The organism is Pseudomonas sp. GW823-FHT02C02 (assembly GCF_058797635.1).
In genome coordinates this window covers 60,118-82,180 of record NZ_JBXAJV010000028.1, presented here as the reverse complement: position 1 = coordinate 82,180, position 22,063 = coordinate 60,118, and the positions used below count along the sequence as shown (strand labels likewise).

General features: G+C 59.6%; 19 protein-coding genes. 10 read left to right on the top strand and 9 right to left on the bottom strand.

What is annotated here, in order from left to right:
• The 8 genes from AC1ROI_RS32655 to AC1ROI_RS32620 form a co-directional block, all read left to right on the top strand.
• Positions 1–230, top strand: a 230-nt coding sequence (locus tag AC1ROI_RS32655) for a hypothetical protein (protein ID WP_218263593.1), incomplete at its 5' end; no start/stop codon positions are given.
• Between the two features lie 142 nt (positions 231–372).
• Complete coding sequence (locus AC1ROI_RS32650; RefSeq protein ID WP_010465559.1) at positions 373–2,031, top strand: Na/Pi cotransporter family protein; 1,659 nt, start codon at positions 373–375, stop codon at positions 2,029–2,031.
• A 174-nt stretch (positions 2,032–2,205) separates the two neighbouring features.
• On the top strand, positions 2,206–3,582 hold the full coding sequence (locus AC1ROI_RS32645; RefSeq protein ID WP_010465561.1) for a M16 family metallopeptidase: 1,377 nt from the start codon (positions 2,206–2,208) through the stop codon (positions 3,580–3,582).
• Between the two features lie 255 nt (positions 3,583–3,837).
• Positions 3,838–4,866: a DUF5924 family protein gene (locus AC1ROI_RS32640; protein WP_010465563.1), complete on the top strand. Its 1,029-nt coding sequence runs from the start codon at positions 3,838–3,840 to the stop codon at positions 4,864–4,866.
• Between the two features lie 55 nt (positions 4,867–4,921).
• Positions 4,922–6,070, top strand: a complete 1,149-nt coding sequence (locus AC1ROI_RS32635) for an ABC transporter permease (RefSeq protein WP_010465565.1) — start codon at positions 4,922–4,924, stop codon at positions 6,068–6,070.
• On the top strand, positions 6,067–6,870 hold the full coding sequence (locus AC1ROI_RS32630; RefSeq protein WP_102594692.1) for an ABC transporter ATP-binding protein: 804 nt from the start codon (positions 6,067–6,069) through the stop codon (positions 6,868–6,870). Before AC1ROI_RS32635 ends, AC1ROI_RS32630 begins: the two co-directional genes overlap by 4 nt.
• A 1-nt stretch (position 6,871) precedes the next feature.
• Positions 6,872–7,810, top strand: a complete 939-nt coding sequence (locus tag AC1ROI_RS32625) for an MlaD family protein (RefSeq protein WP_010465569.1) — start codon at positions 6,872–6,874, stop codon at positions 7,808–7,810.
• Complete coding sequence (locus AC1ROI_RS32620) at positions 7,807–8,442, top strand: ABC-type transport auxiliary lipoprotein family protein (protein WP_102594693.1); 636 nt, start codon at positions 7,807–7,809, stop codon at positions 8,440–8,442. The genes AC1ROI_RS32625 and AC1ROI_RS32620 overlap by 4 nt, the downstream gene beginning before the upstream one ends.
• Positions 8,443–8,539: 97 nt before the next feature.
• Here AC1ROI_RS32620 and AC1ROI_RS32615 read toward each other — a convergent pair whose 3' ends face one another.
• The 5 genes from AC1ROI_RS32615 to AC1ROI_RS32595 all read right to left on the bottom strand — a co-directional run bounded on the left by AC1ROI_RS32615 (position 8,540) and on the right by AC1ROI_RS32595 (position 13,003).
• Positions 8,540–9,769 carry a nucleoside recognition domain-containing protein gene (locus AC1ROI_RS32615; protein ID WP_083375351.1) on the bottom strand — a complete coding sequence of 410 codons (1,230 nt, stop codon included), beginning with the start codon at positions 9,767–9,769 and terminating at the stop codon, positions 8,540–8,542.
• Between the two features lie 201 nt (positions 9,770–9,970).
• Entirely contained in the window at positions 9,971–11,302 is a 1,332-nt protein-coding gene (gene gltP / locus AC1ROI_RS32610) for a glutamate/aspartate:proton symporter GltP (protein WP_010465575.1), read from the bottom strand.
• Between the two features lie 699 nt (positions 11,303–12,001).
• The gene (locus AC1ROI_RS32605; RefSeq protein ID WP_102594694.1) at positions 12,002–12,466 is read right to left on the bottom strand and encodes an inhibitor of vertebrate lysozyme family protein; all 465 of its coding nucleotides are present in this window, start codon (positions 12,464–12,466) and stop codon (positions 12,002–12,004) included.
• 2 nt (positions 12,467–12,468) lie between these two features.
• A complete protein-coding gene (locus AC1ROI_RS32600) occupies positions 12,469–12,633 on the bottom strand; it encodes a DUF1328 domain-containing protein (RefSeq protein WP_003177151.1) in 165 nt (54 codons plus the stop codon).
• Between the two features lie 82 nt (positions 12,634–12,715).
• Entirely contained in the window at positions 12,716–13,003 is a 288-nt protein-coding gene (locus tag AC1ROI_RS32595) for a hypothetical protein (RefSeq protein ID WP_010465600.1), read from the bottom strand.
• Between the two features lie 442 nt (positions 13,004–13,445).
• Between AC1ROI_RS32595 and algB the strand changes: the two genes are divergently transcribed.
• Together algB and AC1ROI_RS32585 are read left to right on the top strand one after the other, a co-directional pair.
• A complete protein-coding gene (algB, locus tag AC1ROI_RS32590) occupies positions 13,446–14,792 on the top strand; it encodes a sigma-54-dependent response regulator transcription factor AlgB (RefSeq protein WP_010465602.1) in 1,347 nt (448 codons plus the stop codon).
• Positions 14,793–14,799: 7 nt separating this feature from the next.
• A complete protein-coding gene (locus tag AC1ROI_RS32585) occupies positions 14,800–16,587 on the top strand; it encodes an ATP-binding protein (protein WP_102594695.1) in 1,788 nt (595 codons plus the stop codon).
• 14 nt (positions 16,588–16,601) lie between these two features.
• On the opposite strand, the gene AC1ROI_RS32580 is transcribed toward AC1ROI_RS32585, so the two are convergent.
• The 4 genes from AC1ROI_RS32580 to AC1ROI_RS32565 form a co-directional block, all read right to left on the bottom strand.
• Positions 16,602–18,215, bottom strand: coding sequence for an EAL domain-containing protein (locus tag AC1ROI_RS32580; RefSeq protein ID WP_042932459.1), 1,614 nt, complete (start codon positions 18,213–18,215; stop codon positions 16,602–16,604).
• Between the two features lie 75 nt (positions 18,216–18,290).
• Positions 18,291–19,070: an N-acetylmuramoyl-L-alanine amidase gene (locus AC1ROI_RS32575; protein ID WP_010465609.1), complete on the bottom strand. Its 780-nt coding sequence runs from the start codon at positions 19,068–19,070 to the stop codon at positions 18,291–18,293.
• Positions 19,071–19,173: 103 nt separating this feature from the next.
• On the bottom strand, positions 19,174–21,177 hold the full coding sequence (locus AC1ROI_RS32570; protein WP_102594696.1) for a GGDEF domain-containing protein: 2,004 nt from the start codon (positions 21,175–21,177) through the stop codon (positions 19,174–19,176).
• Positions 21,178–22,053 (bottom strand): endonuclease/exonuclease/phosphatase family protein, encoded by an 876-nt coding sequence (locus AC1ROI_RS32565; RefSeq protein ID WP_010465613.1) that lies wholly within the window; start codon positions 22,051–22,053, stop codon positions 21,178–21,180. It abuts the gene before it with no gap.
• Between the last annotated feature and the right edge of the window lie 10 nt (positions 22,054–22,063).

Sequence of the window (22,063 nt, the reverse complement as noted above, 5' to 3'; positions counted from 1 at the left end):
GCTTCATCGGGGCTCAACCGTTCAGTTCGTGGGACAGCCGTATCTCACCAGATTTGGAAGTCTTTTTCAGAGTTTCCTTAGCGATTGAACTCCCACCGATTTTAAGGCTGCTGCGCAGCCCAGCGAGAGCAAGCTCCCTCGCCACAGGGGTTGTGTCGCGCACCTTTTCAACTGTCCGGCTGAGACCTTCGGGTCCCTTTTTTACTCTCTGCATCAACCTGTTTTCATGACAGTTTTGTTTCAATCACGTCTTTAGCTATGCGATGCTGGCGCCCAGACCGTTAGCCAACTACAGCTTAAGTACAGAACGTAGAACGTCGCGCGGCACCGTCAATTTGCCCCTCTGGGGCGCTACCACCACAGGGGGCCTGCATGCTCACCCTGCTTAATTTGTTATCGGCCGTGGCCTTGTTGATCTGGGGCACGCACATCGTCCGAACCGGCATCTTGCGGGTCTACGGTTCCAATCTGCGCCATGTGATCGGCCAGAACATGTCCAAACGCTGGCTCGCGTTCATCTCGGGGATCGTCGTTACCGCGATGGTCCAGAGCAGCAACGCCACGGCCATGCTCGTCACATCCTTCGTCGGTCAGGGCCTGATGGCGCTGACGCCCGCCCTGGCAACGATGCTCGGCGCGGATGTCGGTACGGCGCTGATGGCGCGGGTGCTGACGTTTGATTTGTCTTGGCTGTCGCCTCTGCTGATTTTTCTCGGGGTGATTTTCTTCCTGTCCCGCAAGCAGACTCGCCTGGGCCAGATGGGTCGCGTCAGCATCGGTCTCGGGCTGATCATCCTGGCGCTGCAACTGATCGTCGAATCCGCCGCGCCGATTACCCAGGCGCAGGGCGTGAAAGTGATTTTCGCCTCGTTGACTGGCGATATCCTGCTGGATGCCCTGGTCGGCGCGTTGTTCGCGATGGTTTCCTATTCCAGCCTGGCCGCCGTGCTGCTGACCGCAACCCTGGCTGGCGCCGGCGTCATCAGCCTGCCGGTGGCGATCGGCCTGGTGATCGGTGCCAACATCGGCAGCGGTATCCTCGCGTTTCTCAGCACCAGCATGCAAAACGCCGCTGGCCGTCAGGTGGCGCTCGGCAGCCTGCTGTACAAACTGATCGGGCTGCTGCTGATCATTCCGGTGCTGGACCCGCTGGTGCACTGGATCGACAGCCTCGACTTCAGCCCCCAGGAAATGGTCATTGGCTTCCACCTGCTCTACAACACCGCGCGCTGCCTGATCCTGTTGCCCAGCGTCGGCCCAATGGCCAGGCTTTGCGCGTGGCTGCTGCCGGAGCGGCCGGAGCTCAACGGCACGGCGAAACCCCGCCACCTTGATCCGACCGCGCTGGTTACCCCCAGCCTGGCATTGGCCAACGCCGCGCGAGAAACCCTGCGCATGGGCGATCTGATCGACAACATGCTCGAAGCAATGCTCGACGTGCTGCGTGGTAAACAATCCGCCATCACCCAGGAAATGCGCAAACTGACGGATGATGTCGAAGCGCTCTACAGCGCCATCAAGCTTTACCTGGCGCAAATGCCCCGAGAAGATTTGAGCGACCAAGACAGCCGGCGTTGGGCGGAAATCATCGAACTGGCGATTAACCTCAAGTTGGCCAGCGATTTGATCGAACGCATGCTGCGCAAGGTGCAGCAGCAGAAAACCTCGCAGCGCCGGTCTTTTTCCGAGGTTGGTCTGGAAGAACTGGCCGGGTTGCACAGCCAGTTGATCTCCAACCTGCGTTTGGGCTTGTCGGTATTTCTCAGTGCCGACAAGGAAAGTGCCCGCCAGCTTCTGCGTGAGAAACGTCGCTTTCGCGCACAGGAACGCCGCCTGGCCCATGCTCACGTCAGCCGTCTGCAACGTAAGATTGTGCAGAGTATCGAGACCAGTTCACTGCACCTGGAGTTGATCGCCGACATGAAGCGCTTGAACTCGCTGTTCTGCAGCAGCGCTTATGTGGTGCTGGAAACATCGGACACCGGTGCACTGGCGGTCGACGATATGGCTGACATCACGCATTCGCCTTGAACGTCTGGCGGTGTGGTCAGTCAGTAACAGTGGTTCCGGTTCAAGATCATCGCGAGCAGGCTCGCTTCCACATTTGAATTGTGGTGTTCACAAAACCAATGTGGGAGCGAGCCTGCTCGCGATGGCTGCCTGGAAAGCGACACGGATCTCCAATCAGCCGTATGGAAGCTTGCTATGCGTTGTCTGCTGTTCGCCTGTCTGTTGCTTGGCTCATTTCCTTCGTTTGCCCTGGATCGTTTCCAGGTCGAGGGCTATACGCTGCCCAACGGTTTGCAATTACTGCTCAAACCCGGCACCGAGCGCGGGCACGTGGCGATTCGCCTGGTGGTCGGCGTAGGTCTGGATGATTTCAGCTGCGCCGACAAGGAGCTGCCGCATCTGCTCGAACACTTGTTGTTCAGCGGCATCGATGCAACCGGCGAAGGCGGCCTGGAAGAGCGCATGCAGGCGTTGGGCGGTGAGTGGAACGCGTTCACCAGCAACGCTGACACGACGTTCGTCATTGAAGCCCCGGCGAAAAACCAGCGCAAGGTGCTCGACCTGCTGCTGGCGCTGCTGACGCAGACCCGAATCGACGACAACGCCATCAACGCCGCCAAACAAGTGGTCGAGCGTGAGGACGGCGGCCATTACTCGCACTTGCAGCGCTGGCTGGATCGTCAGGACCTGGGCCACACCGCGAGCAATCAGCTGGCAGTGGAGCTGGGCCTTAAATGCCCCGAGCGCCCGGAAGTCGATAACCTGACTCGCGAGCAACTGGAGACGGTACGCAAGGCCTGGTACGCGCCCAATAACATGACGCTGATCGTGGTTGGCGAGCTCGACAAGTTGTTGCCGGCGTATCTGGAACGCTCCTATGGTGAACTTGAAGCGGTCGAGCCTACCGATCACCTGCCCTTGCCGGAAATCCAGGCCAGTGCCGCCCACGAACGAACGCTGAGCGATGGTTTCGTCGGCGGCGGCGCCAAGTTGCATTGGCTGGTGCCGGAACCGGTGCTGCAGGATCAGCACGACGAAACCTTCGACCTGCTCAAGGACTATCTGGACTGGGCGCTCTACCGCCAATTGCGCCTGTCCCACGGTTTGTCCTACGGCCCCTCGGCCGAGCGCGAGGTGTTTGGCGGGGTGGGCTTCATGAGCCTGAACGCCGACCTTGAGCGCGATGACGTGCCTAAGGCCCGGCAGGTGCTGGAGGATTTGAAGGCCGATTTGCTCAAGGACGGTCTCGACGCAAACACCTTCAACCGCCTCAAACAGGCCGCCATCGCCCGCCAGGCTTGGGCCGTGCAAGGCAACAGCGCGCTGGCCGATTACTACTGGAGCGCGCTGGGCGACTACCAGGACGGGCGTTTCGCCGCCCCGGCCAGGGAACTGCAAGGCGTGACGCTGGAAGAAGCGAACAAGGCCATGCGCGAGTTGCTCATGCAACCGGGGTATGTGCGGATCGAGAAGCCGCTGATGAGTTATGACCAGTTGATGTGGGCGATGGCCGGGGTGTTTGGATTGCTTGTCCTCGGGGTATTGGCTTGGCGAGTCCATCGCCGCCGGTAACTGGCCGCCCTGGCAGCAGGGCTTTTGTGGCGAGGGAGCTTGCTTCCGCTCGGCTGCGCAGCAGTCGTAAAACCGGTGCTTGCGCTCTACCTGATGACACGCAGTGTGCGGGTTTGGGGGCGCTTCGCACCCCAGCGGGAGCAAGCGCCCTCTCCACAATGTTGTATAGGGAAAACGGACGTATCCCCCTCGCCACGCCCCCGCCCGGGCGGTACTCTGTCGAGGATTTTTCCCACGACTATTGCGAACCGCCGAATGCCTACTCTGACCCTGTACGTCCAGCGCATCCTGGAATTGATGAAGCGCTATCCAGGGGTCATTGCGCTCGGTGGTTTTATCTCCGGAGTCGGCAGCTTCATCCTGGTGGATCGGCAACAGGGCCTGGCGACCTGGATCACCATCATCATGGTGCTCAGCTGGATCTGGCTGATGCTGGAAAACAGCCTGACCAAGTTGTTCACCAAACTCTTCAAGCGCGAAATCCCCCAGCCTTTGCTGCGTTACGCCACGCAGATGATCCACCAGGAAAGCCTGTTCTTCGTCCTGCCGTTCTTTTTCATCACCACGACCTGGAACAGTGGCCAGTTTTTCTTCACCGGTTTGCTGAGCATGGCGGCGCTGATTTCCATCATCGACCCGCTCTACTACAAATGGCTGGCACCCCGGCGCTGGGCGTTCCTGGCGTTGCACACGCTGACGCTGTTTGCCGCGCTGCTCACCGCCCTGCCCGTCATCCTGCACCTGACCACTTCGCAAAGCTTCAAACTGGCGCTGGGCACCGCTGTTTTACTGTCGTTCCCGAGCCTGGCCTCGATCTTCCCGATCCGCACGGTGCGCAACGCGTTGGCGATCCTGAGTATCACGCTGGGCATCGGTGCCCTCGGCTGGGTGCTGCGTTCGTGGGTGCCGCCGGCCACTTTATGGATGACCGACGTGGCGATCAGCACGCAAATGCAGGACCGCACACCCGGCAAGAGTCTGGACGAGGTCAGCGCCGAGCAGATCCGTGGGGACGGGTTGTACGCCTACACCGCCATCAACGCCCCGCGCGGCCTCGATGAGCGGATTTATCACGTGTGGCAGTTCAACGGTAAAGAGGTCGACCGTATCCCGCTGGACATCCACGGCGGACGCAAGGAAGGCTACCGTGCCTGGACCCACAAGCAGAATTTCCCAGGCAATCCTGCCGGTAAATGGCAAGTGCGGGTGCTGACCGAGGATGGCCAGGTCATCGGCGTGCTGCGCTTCAAGATCACGGACAGCACACCGATCAAAGAAAAGTAATCCGGTTCGTGCTATTACGTAGCGCTGCGCTAATAGCCGAACAAGCACGGAGCTTATGACCAGCAGCACAATGGCCGGCAATGCCCAGCTAGATGTCTCTCACTCCCCTGCTCAACTGCGGGTCACGGGTGACTGGACGCTCGCCCACTACGCCGATCTCAAGCACCTGAGCGAAAAGCTCCGCGGCCAATACGACGACAGCACGCACATCGACCTCAATGGCCTCGGTGCGCTCGATACCGCCGGGGCGTCGTTGTTGGTGGAATTGCTCGGGTCCGAGCGTCTGGGGCGATCCGCCGAACACCCTGATTGCACCCTCTCTTCTGCAGACCGTGCCTTGTTGCAGACGGTTTATTGCTCGCTCAGCGACTTCTGCGTACCGGTCAAGGAACCGGAGATCAGTGTCGGCATTCAACTGCTGACCCGCATTGGCCGGGCAGTCGACACCGTCTGGCAGGACACCCTGCAACTGCTGGGCTTCGTCGGCCTGATCCTCGAAACCATCGCCCGCAATCTGTTTCGTCCCAAGCGCTGGCGCATCACGCCCATGGTCGCGCACATCGAACAGACTGGCCTTGACGCCGCGCCCATCGTCGCCCTGTTGACCTTTCTGGTCGGTGCGGTGGTGGCGTTTCTCGGGGCGACGGTGCTGGCCAGCTTCGGTGCGAGTATTTTTACCGTGGACCTGGTGGCGTTCTCCTTCCTGCGAGAGTTCGGTGTGTTGCTGACCGCGATTCTGATGGCCGGCCGCACCGCCAGTGCGTTCACCGCGCAAATCGGTTCGATGAAGGCTAACGAAGAAATCGACGCGATCCGCACACTGGGCCTCGACCCGATGGAATTGCTCGTGGTGCCACGGGTGCTGGCGCTGCTGGTGGCGTTGCCGATGCTGACCTTCCTGGCCATGCTCTCGGGGATCATCGGCGGTGGCGTGGTCTGCGCCGTGTCGCTGGGTATCTCGCCGGCGATGTTCCTGTCGCTGCTGCAAACCGATATCGGCGTTCAGCACTTTCTGGTGGGGATCGTCAAAGCGCCGATCTTCGCGTTCCTGATCGCTGCAATCGGTTGCCTCGAAGGCTTCAAGGTCAGTGGCAGCGCCGAGTCCGTGGGCGCGCACACCACGTCGAGTGTGGTGCAGTCGATTTTCGTGGTGATCGTGCTCGATGCCGTGGCCGCGCTGTTTTTCATGGAGATGGGCTGGTGAGTCGTTTACCCCGAGCGCCCTCCGAGGCGGTGATTGAAGTCCGTGGGCTGTGCAATCGCTTCGGCAGCCAGAGCGTGCACGAAAACCTCGACCTCGATTTGTACAAAGGTGAAATCCTTGCCGTGGTCGGCGGTTCCGGCAGCGGGAAATCGGTGCTGCTGCGCAGCGTCGTCGGCTTGCGCCAGCCCAGCGAGGGTGTGGTGAAGGTCTTTGGCAAGAACCTGCCGACGCTGCCCGAACATGAACGCTCGATGGTCGAACGGCGTTTCGGCGTGCTGTTCCAGAAAGGCGCCCTGTTTTCTTCGCTGACCGTGACCGAGAACGTCGCCCTGCCCCTGATCGAACACGCCGGCCTGAGCCGTGAAGACGCCGAGCATCTGGCGGCGGTGAAACTGGCGTTGGCCGGGTTGCCGCTGTCCGCGGCGGACAAATACCCTGCCTCGCTGTCTGGCGGCATGATCAAGCGCGCGGCGCTGGCCCGGGCGTTGGCGCTGGACCCGGACATTCTGTTTCTCGACGAACCCACCGCCGGCCTCGACCCGATTGGCGCCGCAGCCTTTGATCAATTGATCCTGACGTTGCGCGATGCGTTGGGCCTGAGTGTGTTTCTGGTGACCCATGACCTCGACACGCTCTACACCATCACCGACCGGGTGGCGGTGCTGGCGCAGAAAAAGGTGCTGGTGGCGGACGCCATCGACAAGGTCTCGGAAACCGACGACCCGTGGATTCACGAATACTTCCATGGCCCTCGCGGCCGCGCGGCGCTGACCGCCGCTCAACAGTTGAAAGAGGTCTGACATGGAAACCCGAGCCCATCATGTATTGATCGGCCTGTTCACCGTGATTGTGGTGGCAGGCGCCCTGCTCTTCGGCCTGTGGCTGGCCAAGTCCAGTGTCGACACCGAGTTCAAGGATTACGAAGTCGTCTTCAACGAGGCGGTCAGCGGTCTGTCCAAGGGCAGCGCCGTGCAGTACAGCGGGATCAAGGTCGGTGATGTGGTGACGTTGCGCCTGGACCCGAAAGACCCGCGCCGGGTTCTGGCGCGGATTCGCCTGGGCGGCGATACGCCGATCAAAGAAGACACCCGGGCCATCCTGGCGCTGACCGGGATCACCGGCACATCGATCATTCAACTCAGTGGCGGTACGCCGCAAAGCCCGACCCTCAAAGGCAAGGACGGCCATCTGCCGGTGATTGTCGCTTCACCCTCGCCTATCGCTCGCTTGCTCAATGACAGCGGCGACCTGATGGCCGGTGTGAACACACTGATGCATAACGCTAACCTGATGTTTTCCACAGAGAACGTCGAGCGCATCAGCAAGACGCTGGAACATCTGGAACAAACCACCGGGACCATCGCCGACCAGCGCGGTGATATTCGTCAGGCGATGCAGCAACTGGCCTCCGTCGGCAAGCAGGCTGGCGCCATGCTGGAACAGACGTCGACGCTGATGCGCAACGCCAACGGCTTGCTCAACGATCAGGGCAAGCAGATGTTCGGCAGCGCCGAGCAGGCGATGAAATCACTGGAACAAAGCAGCGCGACCATCAACAAGTTGCTCACGACCAACCAGGATTCCCTGAACAGCGGCTTGCAGGGCCTCAATGGCCTGGCGCCAGCGGTGCGCGAGCTGCGCGACACCCTGACGTCGTTGCGAGCCATCTCCCAGCGCCTGGAAGCCAACCCCAGCGGTTATTTGCTGGGCAATGACAAGAACAAGGAGTTCACGCCATGAAGCTTGCGACCTTCGCCCTCCTCGCCAGCTTCACGTTGGTCAGCGCCTGCTCGATCCTGCCCAAGTCCGAGCCCTCCGATGTCTATCGCTTGCCGTCGACCCAGAGCAGCGTTTCGGCCAGCCACGGCACGCCGCAACGCTGGTCGCTGCGCCTGACCAAGCCGCAGGCCAGCGAAGCGTTGAATAGCCCGAAAATCGCCGTGATCCCGCAAGGTGATCTGATCAGCAGCTACACCGCCTCGCGCTGGAGTGATCCGGCGCCGGTGTTGCTGCGTAATCGGTTGCTGGATGGTTTCCAGCGGGACGGTCGAGTGCCGTTGCTGAGCACGGATGACAGCAACTTCCAGGCAGATCTGGAGTTGGGCGGGAGCCTGCAAGCATTTCAGACTGAGTACCAAGGCACCGCTGCGAGCGTGGTCGTGCGGCTGGATGCCTTGTTGGTGCGTGGGTATGACCAGCGCATCCTCGCCAGCCGCCGCTTTGAAGTGCGTCAGCCATTGAGCGATGTGAAAGTGCCGGCGGTGGTGGCCGGATTTGGTCAGGCGAGTGATCAGTTGACGGCGCAGGTGGTGGCTTGGACGGTAGAGCAAGGCCAGAAAGTCGCCCTTAAAGCCAACACGGGCCCCATGTAGGCGTGAGCCTGCTCGCGATAGCGGTAAATCAGTCACCACTAATGTTGACTGTCACACCGCTATCGCGAGCAGGCTCGCTCCCACAGGGGATCGTTGGTTAACCGAAGAACCAGTAGCAAACGCCGATGGCGCCCAGTACGCCAGCAAGCTCCGCCAGCAACGCGCACCCTACCGCATGCCGCGCCCGCTGGATGCCCACCGCGCCGAAGTACACCGCCAACACATAGAATGTCGTTTCCGTACTGCCCTGGACCGTCGCCGCCACCAGCGCCGGGAAGCTGTCCACGCCAGAGGTCTTCATCGTTTCGATCAGCATCGCCCGCGCGGCGCTGCCGGAGAACGGTTTGACCATCGCTGTCGGCAGTGCGTCGACGAAGCGCGTGTCCCAACCGGCCCACTCCACCAGGTGCCGAATCCCGTCCAGACCAAAGTCCAGCGCCCCGGACGCCCGCAGTACGCCAACGGCGCAGAGCATCGCCACCAGATACGGCAGCAGGTTCTTGGCCACGTCGAAGCCCTCCTTGGCGCCTTCGACGAACGCTTCGTAGACCTTCACTTTGCGCAATGCGCCAACCACCAGAAACAGCATGATCAACCCGAACAGCGTCAGGTTGCCGAGGATCGATGACAGGCCGGCCAGAGCGGTCGCCGAGAGCGTCGCCAGCAGCGCCATGAAGCCACCGAGGGCCAAGGCACCGGGAATCAGGTACGCGAGCACCACGGGGTCCCACAGTCGCAGACGTTGCATGAACGCCACCGACAGCAGGCCCACCAGTGTCGAGCAGCTGGTTGCCAGCAAAATCGGCAAGAACACCAGCGTCGGATCGGGTGCACCTTGCTGGGCGCGGTACATGAAGATCGTCACCGGCAGCAGGGTCAGGGAGGAGGCGTTGAGGACCAGGAACAGGATCTGCGCATTGCTGGCGATGGTGGCGCTGGGGTTGAGTTCTTGCAGCGCCTTCATGGCCTTCAGCCCGATCGGCGTGGCGGCGTTGTCCAGGCCCAGGCCGTTGGCGGCAAAGTTCAGCGTGATCAGGCCGATGGCCGGGTGACCGGCCGGCACTTCCGGCATCAGGCGCAAAAACAAGGGGCCCAGCGCCTTGGCCAGCCATTCGACGATCCCGGCCTTCTCGGCAATTCGCAGAAAGCCCAGCCAGAGGGTCAGGGTGCCGAACAGCAGGACCATGACTTCGACCGATAACTTGGCCATGGCGAAAATGCTTTCCACCATCGCCGCGAAGATCCCGGCGTTACCGCCGATCAGCCATTGCGCCAGTGCCGAAACGGCAGCCACGATGAAAAAGCCAAGCCACAGGCCATTGAGCACAGTTAAATCCCCCGAAGAATGCCGCGAATGATAGCGGGGTGTGCAGAAACGACAAACCCCGGATTTCTCCGGGGTTTGTTTGTTCGGCTTACACCGGACCTTTGTAGGAGTGAGCCTGCTCGCGATAAGGCGGCACATCCAACATCTCTGTTGTTTGATGCACCGCTATCGCGAGCAGGCTCACTCCTGCAAGGTTTTGCGTTAGTTCTTGGAAACCTCGCCAACTGGCAGCTTTTCCTTGCTGCGCCAGTGCGGCAGCGAATTCCAGTAGCGTTGGCCCTTGGCATCGTCGTACATGCCTTCCCAGCGGGAGATGACCAGCACGGCCAAGGCATTGCCGATCACGTTCAAGGCAGTACGCGCCATGTCCATGATGCGGTCTACACCGGCGATGAAGGCCAGGCCTTCCAGCGGAATACCCACGCTGCCCAAGGTGGCCAGCAGCACTACGAAGGACACGCCCGGTACGCCGGCGATGCCTTTGGACGTCACCATCAGGGTCAGCACCAGCAGCAATTGCTGGCTGATCGACAGGTCGATGCCGTACAGCTGGGCAATGAAGATCGCCGCGATGCTCTGGTACAGGGTCGAGCCGTCGAGGTTGAACGAGTAACCGGTCGGCACCACGAAGCTGCAAATGGCTTTCGGCGCGCCGTAGGCTTCCATCTTCTCGATCACGCGCGGCAGCACGGTTTCGGAACTGGCGGTGGAGTAGGCCAGCACCAGCTCATCCTTGAAGATGCGCATCAGCTTGATCACCGAGAAGCCAAACATCCTGGCAATCAGGCCGAGAATGACAAAGGCGAAGAAGGCGATGGCGACGTAAACCAGGATCACCAGTTTGGCCAGCGGTATCAGAGAAGCGAAACCGAAGTTGGCCACGGTCACCGCGATCAGTGCGAACACGCCGATCGGGGCATAGTTCATGATCATGTGGGTGACTTTGAACATGCTCTCGGATACGCCCTGGAACATCTTCACCAGCGGCTCGCGCAGGTCCGATTGCAGGCTCGACAGACCGAGGCCGAACAATACGGAGAAAAAGATGATCGGCAGCATTTCGCCGCGGGCCATGGCCGCGAAGATGTTCGACGGGATCAGGTTGAGGATGGTTTCGATGAACGCGTGTTCATGCTGAACCTCGGCAGCTGTGGCCTGGTACTTGGAAATATCCACCGTACCCAGGGTGCTCATGTCGATGCCGGTGCCCGGATGGAACACGTTGGCCAGCACCAGACCGACCACGATGGCGATGGTGGTGACGATCTCGAAGTAAATGATGGTCTTGAGGCCGATACGCCCGAGTTTCTTCGCATCGCCTACGCCAGCGATGCCGACGATCAACGAGGAGATGACGATCGGGATCACGATCATCTTGATCAGACGGATAAAGATATCGCCTGCCGGTTGCAGGACGTTGCTGATCCACCAGGCTTTTTCGGCACTGAAATGGTTGAGCAGCGCACCGATTGCTATCCCCAGAACCAGACCGATGAGGATCTGCCAGGCGAGGCTGAGCTTTGCCTTCTTCATATCTTTACCCTTACTTGCGTTTGACTCAGGCGAATGCAAGAACTGGAACGCTCGTGGCGAAAAAGTCTGCGCATCTGCCCCCGTATAAGGTGCCCCGGAGCGCTTTGTTTCGGCTCTCTGGCAGGCGAAAAAAGGCGCAACTATTCCGATGCAAGGATGCGACGTCTAATGCCGTAAACGCCTACCCTATGCCGAATCGGCATGAGCTTTTTTAATTGAAACTCGCGTCCCAACCGGTTCGAATACGACATTTCGGCAGGCATAAGTGCCGTGAACCGGCCATTTCAGAGGAGGTTGGTTGTTTTTTAAACAGTTGAATTCATGACGAAATTTCGGAAAAAGCCTACGTTTGGCAGCGAAAACTCTTCTGCCGAAAGTCGAAGGTTTCTCGATATACGGTCGTGAAGAAACACCGCGAAACGGTTTTGTGGGGAATATGCAGTAGGGGGAATAGGGTGCAGTGCTCTAGATCAACGCTTTGCACGTTGAAGCTCTTCGCAAGTCCGTCCAGCCACTCTGGGCTGGCGAACTTGCGTCGCAGCTTTATTACCTGACCCGGCCCTTGCGCAGACACTCCATGTGCCCGTAGGTCACTCCGACCCTGAAACAGTCAGAACGTCCCGACCCCTTGGTCATGCGTCTACCTTCCTCGGGTAGCGCACTGGAAAGAAGCGATGCTGCTCCTTTCGTGTTTCAAACTCAGTACCAGTTCGGATCTTTCTTGAGCTGTTCCATCAACATGTCCTGCATGCCTTGGTTCGGTTTCCCGAGGAAGCGGTAGTCGGCATGTCGCGTTGGCGACTTGTCGGCCGGCAATCCTGCAGGTACTTCGACCAGCATGGCGTAGGCGTCCTGTTTGTCGAAGCTGAAAGCTACGATCAAGCGCTTGCTCAGGCACGTCGGTTGCGTTTCGCAAAGCGGCCCGACCAGGTACTTGTCGCCATCCTCTTCAACAGCATTCATTTGCTCGGCATCGCCAGACAGGTTCATCACCCATTCCGGCAGTCGTTCTTCCTTTTTAACGACTTTAGTCCACGTTTCACGGTACTGCGGGTCCGAATTCAATAATTCGCTGGCCCGCGTCTGGCCGTCATTGGCCGCCATCGCCATGGCACTACCGCCCAGAAGCAGGGCGGCTGCCAGTGTCTTTAACAAAACGCTCATGTTCAGCCTCGACCGCGACGGCCAAAGAAGAAGGAAGCAATAAACATCACCAGGAACACGACAAAGAGAATCTTGGCGATACCCGTGGCGGTGCCCGCGATACCACCGAAGCCCAGTACTGCAGCAATGATGGCAATGATCAAGAATGTGATTGCCCAGCTCAACATGGTGATTCTCCTTACGCTTCTATATTAGAGGTGCAGCTTGTGTTGCTTTTCCCGGCGCATTGAGCGCGCCAAGTCCGGTTGCTCAGAACACCCAACGTTCCTGACGGGGCATCTCATCCACAGGCTGCGCCTGGTCGACGTCCATCATTCGCATCGGTGCGAGGTCAGCCTGGCTGCTGCTGACGGCGCTGAAATGGGTCTGGGTAGCGCGTTGAATCGACAGGTGCGGAGCCTCTGGTTGCTGGCTCTGTTCCCAAAGCAAAAACTGCTGACCTGCGATCAACGTGATCAGCAGCGCCAGAATGCCAAACAGTCCTTGTTGGATATGCAAAGGCGAGATACGCAATTGGGCGACACGTTGGCGATTCATCCTGAAACTCCTCCCACTCTGGTGGTGATCTTGTTTAGTGGGCGTCGATTCAAAATGGCCCTGGTTATCTAGGCTATTGCAGCCTGCATGCCAGCTTTTTCAAAGAAAAAAATCGTTTTAAATCAATATGTTAAATCTGACGTATAAATCATGACGGACGCATCCTGCACGATGGGCCGTGCAGGGTCGTGCGTATTGCACGATCGTTTCCCGGCAACTTTGATTATTTTTGAATTGAGAGGAGGGCGCGGATGTCAGAAAAGAACGCAGGTAATCGCCTCAACGGCGATTTTTGTGCAAAAAACCAGAGAAATCAGTCCATTAGCTAATGGATGAGTAGAGAGCTACCCTGCCATGGCCGGAATGGATCAGAATCAACCATGCAACTTGCCCGATTTTTCCGGGACTAACTCAAGATCATTCATTAAAGGAGCGCAGGAACATGGAATCAGCCACTGAGCATCAAGGCCGCATTCTGCTGGTGGATGACGAATCCGCCATTCTGCGAACCTTCCGCTATTGCCTTGAAGATGAAGGCTATAGCGTCGCCACCGCGAACAGTGCAGCGCAGGCCGATGCGTTGCTGCAACGTCAGGTGTTTGATCTGTGCTTCCTCGATCTGCGCCTGGGTGAAGACAATGGCCTGGATGTGCTGGCTCAGATGCGCATTCAGGCACCCTGGATGCGGGTGGTGATCGTCACCGCTCACTCGGCTGTCGACACCGCCGTGGATGCGATCCAGGCCGGTGCCGCCGACTACCTCGTCAAACCTTGCAGCCCCGACCAGTTGCGTCTGGCCACCGCCAAACAGCTGGAAGTTCGGCAACTCTCGGCACGGCTGGAAGCCCTTGAAGGCGAAGTGCGTAAACCCAAGGACGGACTGGATTCCCATAGCCCGGCCATGAAAGTGGTTCTCGAAACCGCACGGCAGGTCGCCAGCACTGACGCCAACATTCTGATTCTCGGCGAGTCCGGTACCGGTAAAGGTGAACTGTCCCAAGCCATCCACGGTTGGAGCAAACGCCAGAAGAAATCCTGCGTCACCATCAACTGCCCGTCGCTGACGGCGGAATTGATGGAAAGTGAACTCTTCGGCCACAGCCGAGGCGCCTTCACCGGTGCCAGCGAAAGCACCTTGGGGCGGGTCAATCAAGCGGACGGCGGTACCTTGTTTCTCGACGAGATCGGCGACTTTCCCCTGACGTTGCAACCCAAGTTGCTGCGATTCATTCAGGACAAGGAATACGAGCGCGTGGGGGACCCCGTGACCCGCCGCGCCGATGTGCGCATCCTCGCCGCGACCAACCTGAACCTCGAAGACATGGTGCGCGACGGCCGTTTCCGTGAAGACCTGCTCTATCGCCTGAACGTCATCACCTTGCACTTGCCGCCACTGCGCGAGCGCCGGGAGGACATTCTGAACCTGGCCGACCGTTTCCTGGCGCGTTTCGTCAAGGAGTACGCACGTCCGGCACGTGGCTTTAGCGACGAGGCTCGCGAAGCGTTGCTGGGTTACCGCTGGCCCGGCAACATCCGCGAACTGCGTAACGTGGTGGAGCGGGCGAGCATTATCTGCCCTCAGGAACGGGTCGAGATCAGCCACTTGGGCATGGCCGAGACCCCGACCAACAACGCCCCCCGAATCGGTGCGGCGTTGAGCCTGGATGAATTGGAGAAAGCCCACATCGGTGCCGTCCTCGCCACCGCCGATACCCTCGATCAGGCGGCCAAGACACTTGGCATCGATGCCTCGACCCTGTATCGCAAACGCAAGCAGTACAACCTGTGAGCCGGCAATGAAACTGGCGATGAAGCTGCGTACTCGGCTGTTCCTGAGTATTTCGGCGCTGATTACCGTGGCGCTGCTTGGGCTCTTGCTCGGGCTGGTCAGCGTGATGCAGATGGCTGGCACCCAGGAAGTGCTGGTTCGCAACAACTTTGTCACGCTGGACCTGGGCTTGAAATTGCGTCAGGCCTTGGGCGATCAACTGATGATCATGATCGACGAAAATCCCGATCCCGCAGCGTTCCAGGCCTCCCGGCAGCACTACCTCGAGCTGCTTGACGAAGGCACTTCCCTTCAGCAATCCGGCAATGGCGGCTACGGTTTCACACAGGCGAAGGCTGACTACCTCGACTTTCTTCAGGCCTACGATCACACACAAGCCTCGGTGCCCGTATTGACCGGCAACGAGGCGCTGTTGGAAAAATTCAATACCCTGCGCAGCGGTCTCGTCTCTGAACAAAAGCGTTCCCTGGATAACATCAATGACATCGAACGCCAGGCCCGGGAACGCGCGTTGCTGATTGCCGGGCTGCTCGGTTTGATAGGGCTGGCCGTGCTGATCATCGGGTTCGTGACCGCCCATGCAATCGCCCGGCGGTTTGGCGCTCCGATTGAAGCGTTGGTCCAGGCTGCCGACGACATCGGCCAGGGTAATTTCGAGGTGACACTGCCGGTTTCCTCCGCCGAGGAAATGAACCAGCTGACCAAGCGCTTCGGCATCATGGCAGAGGCGCTGCGTGAGCATCAGGCGATGAACATCGACGAGCTGCTCGCCGGTCAGCAGCGTTTGCAAGCGGTACTCGACAGCATCGACGATGGGTTGTTGATGATCGACCGCGAAGGGTATCTGGAACACCTCAACCCCGTGGCCCAGCGTCAGTTGGGGTGGGACACCGACCGACTCGGTCAAGGGCTGGGCACAGCGCTCGATCGTCCTGAACTGGATGAGCAGCTGCAATTGGTGCTGCGCGGCGGGACCCTGGAGCGGGCGCCGGAAGACCTGAGTATTGAGGTCGACGGTGAGTCGAGGTTACTGACGTACAGCCTGACCCCTGTCAGCCATACGCAGGGCCACATTCTTGGCGCCGTGATGGTGCTGCATGACGTCACAGAACAGCGTGCATTCGAACGGGTGCGCAGCGAGTTCGTCTTGCGCGCCTCCCATGAGTTGCGCACCCCGGTGACCGGGATGCACATGGCCTTCGGGCTGTTCCGCGAACGGGCGAAATTTCCTGAAGACTCTCGCGAAGCCGATTTACTGGACACCGTGAACGAAGAAATGCAGCGCTTGATGCAGCTGATCAACGACCTGCTGAATTTCTCGCGCTACCAAAACGGGTTGCAGAAACTCACGCTGGCGCCTTGTTCCATTGAAGAGTTACTGGAACAGGCTCAGACACGCTTTGCCGGGGCTGCGGCGCAGAAGGGTATTGAGCTGCGGGTGGAAGTGCAGGGGCCGTTACCCCGATTGCAGGCCGACCAGGCGCAATTGGACCGGGTGCTCGATAACCTGATCGATAACGCTTTGCGTCATACCGCCCAGGATGGACTGATACGTTTGCAGGCGCGGCGCCATGGCGAGCGAGTGATCATCAGCGTTGAAGACAACGGTGAAGGCATTGCCTACGGTCAGCAGGGGCGGATCTTCGAGCCCTTCGTCCAGGTCGGACGCAAGAAGGGCGGTGCCGGGCTTGGTTTGGCGTTGTGCAAGGAAATCGTTCAGTTGCATGGCGGGCGAATGGGCGTTTATTCGCGGCCGGGACAGGGCACGCAGTTCTATATGGCGCTGGCGGTGTAGACCCAGCAGTCTGCTCAGGCTTCATCATCCAGGCGTCGATTGCTCAATCGGCGCCCACGGGTAATCAGTTCGATGAACTGCACGGCGCTCAGTGCATGGGCGAACAGCCAGCCCTGACCATACTTGACGCCTTCGCTGCTCAGAAACGCCGCTTGGGCTTCATGTTCTATGCCCTCGGCAATCACCCTGAGTTGCAGGGCCTGGGCCATATGAATGATGTGCGGTGCCACGCCGCTGCTGGCGGCATCATGGCCCAGCGCATCAATGAACGCCTTGTCGATTTTCAGGCAGTCCACCGGCAGGGTTTGCAGGTAGGCGAGGCTGCAATAGCCCGTGCCGAAATCATCGATCAGGACCTGATGCCCGACATCGCGCAAGGCTTGCAGGTTTTCCCTGGCCACCACTACATCGATCAAGCCCCGCTCAGTCACCTCAAAAGCAATCTGCTTTGCCGCGACCCGGTGCAAGGTCAGCAGGCGTGCCATCACCTGGCCGATACGCGGCACCATGACGTCGCAAGCTGCAAGGTTGACGGAGATGTACAACTGCGGATTGGCGCGTAGCAGTTGCCCCAGTTGTTCGAGAAGTCGCTGCAATACGAAGTCGGTCATCTGGCGGATCTGGCCGGTGTTTTCCGCCATCGGGATAAACAGGTCGGGGCTGGTCAGCGTGCCGTCCGGCCTTCGCCAGCGCAGCAAGGCTTCGGCCCCGACACAGTTGCGGCTGTCGAGATCGAAGATCGGCTGATACAACACCTGCAATTCGCCCCGTCGAATGGCGCCGTTCAGTTCAGCGTCCAGTGACTGACGCTGGCGCACCAGCAGAAACACCATGAAACCGACCAAGGCACTCAGCGCCAGACTGGCCGGCAGCAGCCACCACCACACGGCTGGCACATGCATGTTCGTGCGTGGGGTGATCAGCACCAATTGGTATTCGGGGTTGTTGGTGGGCATGCGGTAAATCAAGCGGGTTTGTGTCACCTGCAGCGCATCGCGGCTTTCCAGTGGCCAGAATTCCGTGGGCGGCCAGGCCTGTGCGGCACCGAGGACAGGAATCGCACGAGTGCCATGGGAGAGCACCACCAGCAGGCTACTGCCCGGGGATAGATCGACCATGTCGGTCAAATGGCCGCGTGAGGTTGCGACCCGAAAGTTGCCGCGTCCCAGCATCAGCGCAGCACGGTTTTCATCGGGCTCGGTGGTGGTGTTCAGCCAGTAGCTGTAGGTGGGGCCCTTGATGTCCGGTGGTCGACTCAGCGACAGCCCTTCCTGGCGAGGGCGATTCGAGCAAATCCGCGAGGCGTCCATATAGGCAGCTTCATAAACGAATCGGTAATTGAAGCTGACCTGTTGCAAGGTTGCGATCATTTCATCATCGCAGCCACGCAGGGGCTGGGCTTCCAGATCGTCGAGGCTTTCGCGTAGCTGCCCGAATAGCTGTTCAAGCCGGGCGAGGAAACGCTCGCCCTGGGCATTCATTTCCTGGCTTTCCCGCTGCTCCACTTGATGCATCGCCAGAAACAGGCTGGCGGTCATCAATAGCGTTGCACTCAAGGCAGCAGCCAGCGTCGCCAAAAACCAAGGGCGATAGAACCAGCTACGGAGCGTCTCTCGAGCTACAGCCATTATGGATATCCGAAGAATTACCAATGAGTTATAGCTGCTGATTGAGAAAAAGCCCTTACCGTCGGGCGGCCGTCATTATTTTGTCTGATTCAAAACTTGTAGAAGCGCCGCCGTCTGAGCGTCAGGAGTGCCATCGAATCGAGCGGGGCGGAAATGCATTTGAAAGGCCGCCAGTACATGGCGCGTGGCGACATCAAGCTCGCCCGTTTGTGGCGTGGCATAACCCAGTCGGGCCAGCTGTCCCTGATACCAGCTGATGCTCGGCAGTTCTGCTGCGAACTGGGTTTGCTGGCGTGCGACGGCCTGCTCGTTTGGCCAGACGCCTATGCCTTCGCCGGCCAGGCGCTTCCAGGGGAACAGCGGGCCGGGATCGAGCTTGCGCAGCGGCGCGATGTCGCTGTGCCCGATGATGGAACGAGGGTTGATGTTGTAACGCTTGCTGATGTCTTTGAGCAGGAAGATCAGCGACTGAACCTGATCTTCACTGTAGGGATACCAAAGGCGGCCCGTCGGAGTGTCTTTGAAGCCAGGATTGACGATCTCGATGCCGATGGAGCTGGAGTTCAGCCAGGTCCGGCCTTGCCATTCGCTTTCGCCTGCGTGCCAGGACCGAAGATTTTCATCCATCAGCTTATAGATGGTGGCGCCTTTGTCGTCACCGATCAGGTAGTGACTGCTGACCTCGCCGTGGGTCAGCAATTGCAGGGAGCGCTCGAGGGAGGCGGAGGTGTAATGCACCACCACGAACTGAATACGACTGTCGTGATTGGCTGAAGGGTGACTGGTGTCGATCCGCGGGCCGCTGGCACAACCGGCCAACAGGAGCAGCGACGTAAAGAAGGCAAGACATTTCATGGCAGGAGGCAGTACGCGCAAGTCAGTAATGCAACAGTGTAACGTACTGACTTGCGCGCAGAGCGCAAAAGCGCTGTTTTAAATAAAATGGAACAATTGGCTGTCAACCAGCCTCGACGCGATTGCGACCAGCATTTTTCGCACGGTATAGCGCCTGATCGGCTCTTTTAAGCACCAGGTCGCTGTGTTCTCCGGGTTTGAATGCCGTAAAACCTATGGAAATGGTGATGGTCACCCGCTCGCCCTTGAAGTGAAAAGGGCAGGCTTCAATCGATGCGCGCAAAGTATCCAGCAGTTGTGCGCCATTTATCGGTGACGTGTCGGGCATCAGCAAGACAAACTCCTCACCCCCGAACCGCGCAATGAAATCCGTCCCGCGCAGGCGTTTGCGCAACACGCTGGCAATGATTTTCAGCACTTTGTCACCTGCCAGGTGACCGTAGTTATCATTGATGCGTTTGAAGTGGTCGAGGTCGAGCATCGCCAGCAACAGGATGTTGCCGTGTTGCTGCCATTCGCGGACTTCGTGTTCCAGCCGCTCACTCCAGGCCGCGCGATTGGGCAGGCCGGTGAGGGGATCGAGCAGCGCTTTCTGCCGTTGTTCTTCAAGGTGTTCGCGGTAGCCCAGCGCTTCCTGTTCCATGTGCGCCACGCGTTCGGCCAGGCTTTGCAACCGAGCCGCGACTTCCTGCTCACGTTCGTCGCGCTGTTTCTGGTGTTGATCCATGGTGCCGAGCAGGCCTTCGAGGTGGTTCTCCAGGACGTGCTTGAGGTCGTCCAGGTCCGCCGCTTCTTGCACGCTGCTCTGCAGGCCGTCGACTTGCTCGCGAATCTGCGTATCCATCTCGCGTGCAGCCGAGCGGTTGTCGGCATGGCCGTCGCTGGCAGCTTGCAAGTTGCTCTGGAACGATTCAAGACGTTCGTTGAGTTGCTGCAGGTACGCTTCGAATTCGTGCTGGCCGCTGTCGGTGATCGCCAGCATCAACGTCGCCAGATCATCGAGGATCGGGATCAGTTCGTACCAGTTCAACCCGTTTTGCAGACGATCACGCATCGCTTCGGCTTGTGGTCGATGGCGTTCGGGCAGCGTCAGGTCGTCGAGGAGGCCAAGGAGCGTGTCTTCGATATGCTTGGCGACTGAACTATAGGACGGCTCGGGTGAGTCGGGCAGGGCGTAGAGAACTTCCTCTGGCGCCAGGTGCTCCGCCTCGATGGTCACCGGGGTCAGTTCATCCGGGTTGACTGCCTGTGGCTCTTGCTCGGCTGGCGTTGGATCTATCGGTTGTTCGATGTTCGGCTGGGTCTGTGGCTCTACCGCTTGCGCAAATGCAGTCTCTGACTGAAGCACAGGCGGGACAAACACCACCAATTCCGGAGCAGGTTCCGTTGCCTGTACTTCCAGTGATTCAGGGATCGCAGCGGCAGGTTGGACGTCGATGACCGTTGGCTGTTCGACTGGCGGATGCTCCACCGCGGGTGCAAGATCAACCGTTGCCGGCGGGGTCTCGGCAATCGGTTCGACAGTTTGCAGGGGCGCCGCTTGCACCGCAGGAACGGTGGCCTGCGGGGTGGCTTCATCCGCTTCCCGGTTACCAAAAAGGCGCTGCAGAAAACCGGGGCGATCAGGTTCTGCCGGGGTATCCAGTTGACGTAAGGCTTTGCCTTGCAGGCCACTCAGTTCGCTGAGCAGCAACGGAATCTCACGGGCCTGACTGACTCGACCATCCAGTTGTTTGGCAAAGTTCTTCAGCGTCCGGCTGACTTCTCGAGGCAGTGGCAGTGTTTGCAGCTGAGTCACCAGTGCAGTCAATGCGGCGCTGGTCTGGTTGACCCGGGTTTCCCGGCGCTGCTCGGAGTCGAGTACGGCTTTTTCCAGGCGCGGAAGCAGGGCGGCCAGACCGGCGTCCATGTCATCGGTGCGCACGACTTCGCGCATTTCCTTCATGCACTGGTCAACGGCGCGATCGGTGCCTTCTGCGGCCAGGGTGCTGCGCACCAGCCCACGGCGCAGCAAGTCGAGCCGGGCATCCCATCGGCGTTCGAGCTTTTCCTGTTGTTCGATGCTTTTAAGGTATTTCTCTTTCCAGCGCTGTGTTTCGTCGCTCATTCATGGGATCCGCGAAGGGGCAGGACTCAACGCGGGGAATGCATCGGCCGTGAGCGAACCCGGCAGACGAATCTCTACCGCGACGGGCAGGTGATCTGAAATCGGTTGTGCCAGCACTTCGACCTTTTCAAGGGTCAGTGTGGGGCTGAGCAGAATATGGTCGAGGCAGCGCTGCGGGCGCCAGCTGGGGAAGGTCGCTTCCAGTTGCGGTGCTAGCAGACCGAGGTCACGCAACGGGGAGTTCTGCAGCAAATCACTGGCGTGGGTATTCATGTCGCCCATCAGCACCTGGTGTTTGTAACCGCCGATCAACTCGCGGATGTAAGCCAGTTGCATACTGCGAGCCCGAGCGCCCAGTGCCAGGTGCATCATCACCACCACCAGCGCCTCCGGACCTTCGCCGAAACGCACCAGAATCGCCCCGCGGCCCTTGGGCCCCGGCAGCGGATGATCTTCGATTGCCCACGGGCGCAGGCGGCTGAGCACGCCATTGCTGTGCTGGCCGAGGCGACCGAGATTGCGATTGAGTTGTTGATACCAGTAGGGAAAGGCGCCGAGCTGCGCCAGGTGTTCAACCTGATTGACGTAGCCTGATCGCAGGCTGCCGCCATCGGCTTCCTGCAAGGCGACCAGATCGAAGTCGCCCAGCAGATTGCCGATCTTTTGCAGATTGTCGGCACGCCCGGTGTGCGGCAGCAGATGCTGCCAGCCTCGGGTCAAGTAGTGCCGATAGCGCTCGGTACTGATGCCGACCTGGATATTGAAACTGAGCAAGCGCAGACGGCTGTCTGCGGGCAATCCCGTCGATTCCAGGTGATGCTCGTTGACCCGCGGATCATGCAGGCCAACGACACGTTCAGTTCCCCAGCGGCGCATGGTGGGCCCC